8 protein-coding genes are annotated in these 7,875 nt (G+C 32.8%); 6 read left to right on the top strand and 2 right to left on the bottom strand.

Features of this window, described 5'->3' with window-relative positions; all coding sequences use genetic code 11:
- The first annotated feature begins 881 nt into the window (after positions 1–881).
- From DZ60_RS0108275 to DZ60_RS24130, 5 genes are all read left to right on the top strand, one after another.
- A complete protein-coding gene (locus DZ60_RS0108275) occupies positions 882–1,118 on the top strand; it encodes a hypothetical protein (RefSeq protein WP_025741620.1) in 237 nt (78 codons plus the stop codon).
- A 562-nt stretch (positions 1,119–1,680) separates the two neighbouring features.
- Positions 1,681–1,836 (top strand): hypothetical protein, encoded by a 156-nt coding sequence (locus DZ60_RS25100; protein WP_161634378.1) that lies wholly within the window; start codon positions 1,681–1,683, stop codon positions 1,834–1,836.
- 32 nt (positions 1,837–1,868) lie between these two features.
- On the top strand, positions 1,869–3,842 hold the full coding sequence (locus DZ60_RS0108265) for an ATP-binding protein (protein WP_025741619.1): 1,974 nt from the start codon (positions 1,869–1,871) through the stop codon (positions 3,840–3,842).
- A gap of 12 nt (positions 3,843–3,854) precedes the next feature.
- Positions 3,855–4,523, top strand: coding sequence for a response regulator transcription factor (locus DZ60_RS0108260; protein WP_025741618.1), 669 nt, complete (start codon positions 3,855–3,857; stop codon positions 4,521–4,523).
- A 199-nt stretch (positions 4,524–4,722) separates the two neighbouring features.
- Complete coding sequence (locus DZ60_RS24130) at positions 4,723–5,307, top strand: RNA polymerase sigma factor (RefSeq protein WP_051477606.1); 585 nt, start codon at positions 4,723–4,725, stop codon at positions 5,305–5,307.
- Positions 5,308–5,578: 271 nt separating this feature from the next.
- Here DZ60_RS24130 and DZ60_RS0108250 read toward each other — a convergent pair whose 3' ends face one another.
- On the bottom strand, positions 5,579–6,169 hold the full coding sequence (locus DZ60_RS0108250; RefSeq protein WP_034229122.1) for a nucleotidyltransferase family protein: 591 nt from the start codon (positions 6,167–6,169) through the stop codon (positions 5,579–5,581).
- 371 nt (positions 6,170–6,540) lie between these two features.
- On the opposite strand from DZ60_RS0108250, the gene DZ60_RS0108245 reads away from it, so the two are divergent.
- Positions 6,541–6,900, top strand: a complete 360-nt coding sequence (locus DZ60_RS0108245) for a hypothetical protein (RefSeq protein WP_025741615.1) — start codon at positions 6,541–6,543, stop codon at positions 6,898–6,900.
- 70 nt (positions 6,901–6,970) lie between these two features.
- On the opposite strand, the gene DZ60_RS0108240 is transcribed toward DZ60_RS0108245, so the two are convergent.
- A complete protein-coding gene (locus DZ60_RS0108240; protein ID WP_025741614.1) occupies positions 6,971–7,846 on the bottom strand; it encodes a sterol desaturase family protein in 876 nt (291 codons plus the stop codon).
- Positions 7,847–7,875: the final 29 nt, after the last annotated feature.

The raw sequence follows: 7,875 nt of genomic DNA, 5'->3' as shown, positions 1-7,875 counted from the left end.
TTAATTACACACTTTGCGGGATAGTGTCAACCTATAGAAATAAACTTTTCTGCAGGTTTTTGGTTACTATTATCAAAATGGATCATAATATTGATTACTTATAAGAATTACTACTTCCCTCACTCAGGATACTACTTCCCTCGGTCATTATTTCTTATGAAATGCTACTACCATACATTTGGTCTTTAACCAAACCAATTGATCTATGTTTATAAAGCAAATACCTCGGTACCTTACCAAATTCTATTTTTTACAACGTCACTTATTTCTTGTCCAGATTATATAGCCTTAACCTTATGTAATGCAATGTTTTATTTAACATTATTTTAGGAAATAATCCTAAAATTTCGGATATTTGTCCCACAGATATTTAAAATGAAACAAAGTAGATTACATACCGTAGTACCATCTCTATACAATCCATGTGATTGTCGATGGATTATAGAAACATCCGGACAAAAAAGGACGCTATGTAACTATTTTAATCATTTTTTGGAATGATATAAATTAGAAAACTCATATAAACAGAAAGCGTCCAAGAAATTGGGCGCTTTTTTTTGATGTTAAGTAAATGAATAGTAATGAACCTGGTTTGAATACCCCAATAAAGCCTGTGATTCGATAAAAACAATAATTTTTTTAAAGTGAATGAATAAATGATGAATAACATATGAAAAATAGTATAGGAAAAGTAAGCATCAGAAAACTAGATGATTGCTGAAATATCCGATTTCCGTAATAAGACGGACAGGAGTTCTTATGTCTTTATTTTAATGTAACCATTTGATTATCAATAAAATAAATGTAATTTTTCTTTGTGATTTCTAGCATTATTCTTATCTTTGTACCATAATTAATAACAAAACAAAAACTAAAAAACAATGAAGTATCATCAATTTTCTAAAAAAGGGCAGGAGGACAGAAGTCACCTGGTAGCCAATGTATCTGGCGGTATCCTTTGGGAGGATTCGTATACTTCGGTTGTTACTCCTCTCCTAATAATGAAAACTAAAATCATAGGCCGTGATATAGAGATGACGTTACCGTTTATCTTTAATACGCCGAATGAGTTAGTAATCAAATCTAATGACACTTTTTGTGAAAGTTCTATTTCTTAAGGGATAGAAAAGGTGATCATAGGCGATAACACTGAGCATTTTCGCTCAATAACAAAATAGTAAGACATACGTTTTTTACATTTGGTTTTATACTTCCCGAAAGGACAAGGCCAGGAAGAATATACATTCATATACTTTTTGTATTGCTTATATCATTTCACATATAAATTGTTGTTAGACTCTGATTACATCATTAAAGAGTTTTAGTTGTCATTATCTATTATTTTCTGTCTTGGTTGACGTTTAAGTCGCTTGTAGCCTCCTGAAGCCGTAATTGTTTTTTCAGGTAGCCCGAATTTTGTACCAATAAATTGGATGCAATCATGCGATATATCGTAAAAATGGAATAGAAAATAAAGACAATTAACCCGCCACAAAATCCAAACTACAGTTTGCTGCTACCCCAAGGGGAAAGTAGGGTATCGCAACTGTAGCAGGATAACACTTTCCCGAAAACCAATCGATGGTTTCCCATAGGCACTGGTATGCAATACCATACCGATCTGGGGTTGACACCTATGGGCGTACCCTATACACTTTGGAATACAAAAATATTAACCACATGAAAAATTTAAAATACATAGCACTAGCAATCCTTTTGGGTATCAACCTTGTTTCTTGTACTCCTGACGATAGTGTCCAGGAAAACGAAACCTTACATACAGAGGTGTCGTTCACAAAAGGAGAAGACCAAATTTTGGAGGAAGATGACAATTAATTAGAAATGATTTTATTTAGTACTTTTGAGGGATGAAACGATCGACGTTTGCATCCCTCTCTTTTTTTGGTTGGTATCTATTGGTTTTGTTAAGCTCATGCTCTTCAGAAAAAACCAAAGATCATCTTGTTCCTTATTCTGCTCAAAAAAAGATAGATTCTTTAAATAGGTATTATGATGTTGCTTCCATAAGTTCGAATGATCAAAATAAGAGACTAATTGCACTCGAGCATTTTTTACATGGAGCTGATCAATTGAGTTTGGATTCCTTACAATATAAAGGGTTTATTTTGCAAACGAAGCTCTTGAATCAATCTGGGAATCCTAAAAAAGCGATAGACGCATCCTATTTGTTATTGAAATTGGCAAAAAAAAATAGGGATAGTGTTTTTATGGGAAGAGCTCTTTATAAATTAGGGCTGTATAACAAAAAGCTAGATAATTATTTAGAAGCCTTTAGGTATTACAATCAATCTTTTAAGGTTCGTAGAGATATTAAGGACAGTGTCAATGCTGGAAGATGTCTTATGGCGATGGCAAATATCCAGTTTACACTGGGAGATCACAATGCGAGTAAAACGACGGCAACGGATGGTTTGGTATATCTTGAAAACTCATCCCAGTACAAATTTTTTTCAAGTTTGTATCATATCATATCAATATCATTTAAGGAATTAGGGAACTATGAGGAAGCCTTAGTTTGGAATAATAAAGTATTACAATTGGCTAAGGATTCTATGATTAGAAAACAGATAGGAACAGGTGTATTATATTTTGAAAATACTCGAGCCAATATTTTAGCAAAGCGAAGGAGTTATGCTGAAAGCATAGGTATCCTTAATAAATTATTAAAAGAAAAAAATATAAATCAAGGACAAATGTATACAAGAGTTTTAAGTAACCTTGGGTATACAAAATTCCTTCAAAATCCAAGCAATGGCGAAAGTGAAGAAATGTTATTAAAAGCACTTCGCATTAGGCAAGAAGAAGAAGATCAATTTGGTTTATTTGCAAGTAATATACACCTCACCAAATATTATAGAGATAAAGATAAAGCCAAATCCAAATATCATGCCTACCAGGCATATGAGCATATAAAAGATTTCAACGATTACGAAGCACAATTAGAGGTGCTTACGCTTATCACAGAACTTAATCCAGATTCTCTAGAAGATCATCAACGTTTTAAGGAAGCCAGCCTTAAACTGATGGAACTTCGTAAAAAGACTCGGGAGATCTATGCGCCTACTCGATTCGAGAATGAAAACTTGCTCAAAGAAAACGAAGAGAAAAACAGAAAAATCACCACCGTGCGCAATCAAAACACTGTCTACTTACTTGGGATATTGTTGTTACTCACCGCCATTGGTTTTGCGATTTACTTTTTTAGACAACGCACTCGGTATCTAAGTCAACAAAATAAAATAGTACAGTTTCAGGCGAGTTATGAAACCGAAACACGTATTGCTAAGCGATTGCATGATGAGTTGGGGAATGATATTTTTCAGGTAATGCTACAATACCAAAATGATCCCCATGATCCGCAAATAAAAGATAAATTAAATACTACATATGCCAAAGCTCGGGATATCTCTCGCGAGAATAACGAATTCGAAACCGATGAAACCTTCTCAGAAGAATTAAAAAATATGTTACAAAACTATACCAAAAATGGGATTCGGTTAATTACCATAGGTTTTGATAAGGTAGGTTGGGATAGTATGGATAAAAACGTGAAGATTACTATATATAGAGTACTACAAGAATTGATGACTAATATGCAAAAGCATAGTCGGGCAAACCTGGTCAAATTATTCTTTTCTAATACAGACAATATCCTGACCATTAAATACTCGGATAATGGTGTGGGGATGGATGCAGAAAGCTTAAAAACAAAAAATGGACTGCGCAATACGGAAAAGCGTATTCAAGCTATTGAAGGAACACTTATCTTTGACTCAGAAAAAGAAAAAGGTTTTAGAGCCGAACTACGAATCCCTAATTAAAAAATTAATACCATGTTTACAAAAGTCTTGGTGGCAGAAGACTATGAGATTGCCAATCAGGGTATTATAAAAGTGCTCAACGAGCATATAGGAATCCCATGCATTGAGGAGTCTAAGTATTGTGATGATGCCTATCTAAAATTTAGAAAAGCATTTAATGACCAGAACACATTTCAATTATTGATTACAGATCTATCCTTTAGAGAGGATCATAATATCCAGACAATAACTTCGGGAGAGGCGTTGATAAAAAATGTTCGTAGTATACAAACTGATATCAAAGTCATTGTATACTCTCAGGAAGATAGACCTGATAAAATCAATATGTTATTCGAAAAACTAAATATAAACGGATATGTCTGTAAAGGACAGCATGCGATACGAGAATTAATAGAATGCGTGCAAGGCGTATATGAAGGAAAAACAGTACATCCGCCAGAGCTTACTAACAACCCAGAAGCGTCGATGATGATTCAGCTTGATGAACTTGATATGATTTTATTAGAGGAATTATCACAAGGTGCTACAAAAAAAGAAATTCGAGTTAAGCTTAAAGACTTACAAATATCTCCTAATGGAGAAAGCTATATTGACAAAAGAGTAAGTAAGCTTTTTGATGATTTTAAAGCTAGAAATACACCACATTTAATTGCCATTGTAAAAGACCTGGGATTGCTCTAATTTTTTTGGAAGAAAGTACAAAAAAAATGAATCTACGCTAGGTCTTGCTATTTCTGGTTTTCAGAAGATTGGCGTTGTTTTTTTTGAAAAAAAATGTTCGCTCATACAGAAATCTGTATGGAGATGTTCTTAAGTCGATTTAAGTTTGTGTCATAAAAAAGTAAGGGATAGATCTAGGGAGTCTATACTAAACATAAACATGCACAAACTAAGTATCATGGTAGACAAAGAGCAAGTAATTATAAAAGGGATTCTAAATGGAGATGATCGTATACTGACTCGTTTTTATAGAGATAACATACGGTATATTAGGGGTTATATCGTTAATAATTCTGGAAACTCAGAAGATGTAGAAGATGTCTTTCAGGATGCTTTGGTTGTGCTGTATCAAAAATTGAAATCAGGAGATTTTGTGATAAAGGTAGCTTTAAAAACTTATTTCTATGGTATTTGTAAAAATGTATGGAGAAATCGATTAAGGAAAAAGGACCTGCTTATTTTTGATGGACAAAATCGCATAGAACAAGAAGCACATGACTCGATAATAGGGGATATCGAATATCAAGAACGAGAGCATTTATATAGAAAACATTTTCAAAGACTAAGTCCTGATAATAGAAAATTATTACATCTTTTTTTTGAAGGAAGATCAATGAAAGAAATTTCGAATGTTACAGGATGCTCTTTGGGAAGTGCCAGAAAAAGGAAATTTGATGCTAAAAAGAAATTATTACAAATGATCGAAAAAGATCCTGCTTATAATGAATTACGCACTATATACTAGATCTAAGTATCGCCGTTTGTATCATAGTAACAGTGTTTTTTCTAGAATACAGCTTTTAAAAAATAATCAACAATCAAGAAAGCAAACCCAAGCAGAGATACGACAACAGAAATGCTAAGAATGGTAGTTTCGCATATTTCGCCTTTTAGGAAATTTTCAATGTGACTAAAAATGTTCATGATCTAATTGGTTTTAATAGAAGTTAATTGACCCAAATACTTCTGTTTTTAGTGTTTGTGTATCTTTAAAGATAAACAAACAAATTAAATTTTTATTTTTTTATTAATGATTCATAGTCTTTTAGGGTGTCGATATCTAATAAATTCGGTTTTGTAGCGACAGTTTTTACTTTTATTTCTTTAGAATTTAATATTTTTTTTGCTCCGGTATCTTTATTTAATTTTAGAAGCTTATCAAAGTATTTTTCAGGAAATATTGCGGGAACTCCTTTTTTACCATTATAGTCAGAGGCGATGACGTATTGCGTATCTTTTGCAACAGAAGTTATCAGCATATCGATATAGTCTGAAGTGATAAAGGGTTGATCGGCAAGAAGTACTACTACCGCATCCAAAGTATGAGGTAGCAAGTGGGTCACACCTGTGGCAATAGAACTACCTAGGCCATTAGAATATTGAGAGTTAATTACAATTTCTATATCATAGGAAAGAATAGATTTTTTAATTATATCTGCATTCGCGCCTAAGACACAGGCAATTGTACTTGCTTTTGATGCCAAAGCATTCTCAATTGTAACCCCCAAAAGAGTAGTGTTACCAAAACGCAATAGCTGTTTGGGGCTTCCCATTCTACTAGAGTTACCTGCAGCCAATAAAACAATTCCTACTTTTATTTGATCCATATAACGTGTCTATCCTATTGATACCAGTATACTCAAAAGTTTATAATGATATTGGTGATACAATAAAAATATACTTTTTTATGTTAACATACTTTACTAATTTTTTGGTCGACTTAATTACCTGTTCAGAAAAACGCCATGGCAAAAGACTAGTAAAAGATAGGGTGTTAATCTTTGACTAAGTTAAATTGTATAAGTTTAATAAAGAGGTATTTGGCGTTTGATGATTGTTTTTTATCAATTGTGTAAAACCGTTTATCGGATACGAAATACCGTTTATCGATATAAAAATGTAATTCGTCGAAGAAAAAAATAGTATTCTTGGTTTTAAACCTAATTTTAAACCATCAACAAGCTTAAAACCAACTAAAATGACAAATCTTAAAACCTTCCTATTTATTGCCGTACTAATTTTTTGTGCTCCTTTTATTTCATATGGATCTCAAAATAGTAATTCAGTAGAAATACTTGCTCTAGAAATTCCTGAAACGGTAAAAGTAGAGGTTACAGGATTTCAATATACCAATATTGTGTCTTCTCAAGAGATGTCTTTTATTAATAAAAAGTTCTTGCCAACAGCGTCTCGTGCTAAAACTACAATTAGTTTTCGACCAAAAAGATCATGGAAAAAATCAAACGTAGTAAAGTTGCATGATTTGATTAAGAATTTTATAAACGTAGCTAAGAAAACACAAGAAAGTAACAAAGAAGAAGTAATCATTATTAGTTAACCTAATTGAATTTATACTTTTGATAAACCAACGAGTATTGGTGTAACAGAAATTCTTATGCATATTGCTGTCATTTATCACGTTTCCTAAATCCATATGTATTTTGTCCCAAAAAGTCCTTAGGAAAGTGTTCGTCCCCAGGAAACCCTAATAGAATTTTGCCACTATCTTCGGGAATATAATTTGTTTTGAAAATGTAATCCCAGAGACTTAAACTGATGCCAAAATTTACACCATATGTACCTTTAGGAATATGATAGGAGTGATGATATAGGTGCATCACCGGATTGTTAATGACATATTTAAGAGGTCCCCAGGTGATTTTGACATTAGAGTGATTTATGTGGCCAATAGCAATGGCTAAAAAATGTACAACATAGGCCTGTTCGGGTTCAAAACCAAATAATATCATAATAGCAAAGGTTTTTAGAGGCTTGTATAGGATATTTTCCATCCAATGATATCGCAGGTGACCCGCAAACCCCATTTCTTTTATACTATGGTGCACTTTATGGAATTTCCATAAAAAAGAATATTTATGCAATAATGTATGTGTAAACCATTGTACAAAATCAAGTACTACAAAAAATGTTAGTAATTGCAACCACATGGGCCATTCTGATGGGTCAATTAAGGCTAGCGAAGTGTGGGTGACTCCTATATTAGTAAATGCTACTTGCATTACTTTGTAAAATCCGCTAATGGCAATAGAGAAAATGAAAAAATTAAAGAACATATAAAAGCCATCTAACCAAAAATCTTTTCTAACTATAGATTGTTCTTTTCGCCAGGGAAAAATAATTTCAAGTAACCAAACCACCAAGGAAATTATAATGAGTCCCCAGAAATAATTGGTGTACCAAAAAACATCAAATAGAATAGATTTCCAAGTCCAGTCTATACTACCTAAAAAGGCATCTATAAATGCTGTTATATATTGTTTCATCGATTTTTTTCTAAAGGGCTGGTGCTATT

The sequence above is a fragment of the Aquimarina pacifica genome (assembly GCF_000520955.1).
GTDB lineage: Bacteria > Bacteroidota > Bacteroidia > Flavobacteriales > Flavobacteriaceae > Aquimarina > Aquimarina pacifica.
This window is presented reverse-complemented; position numbering and strand designations above follow the sequence as displayed.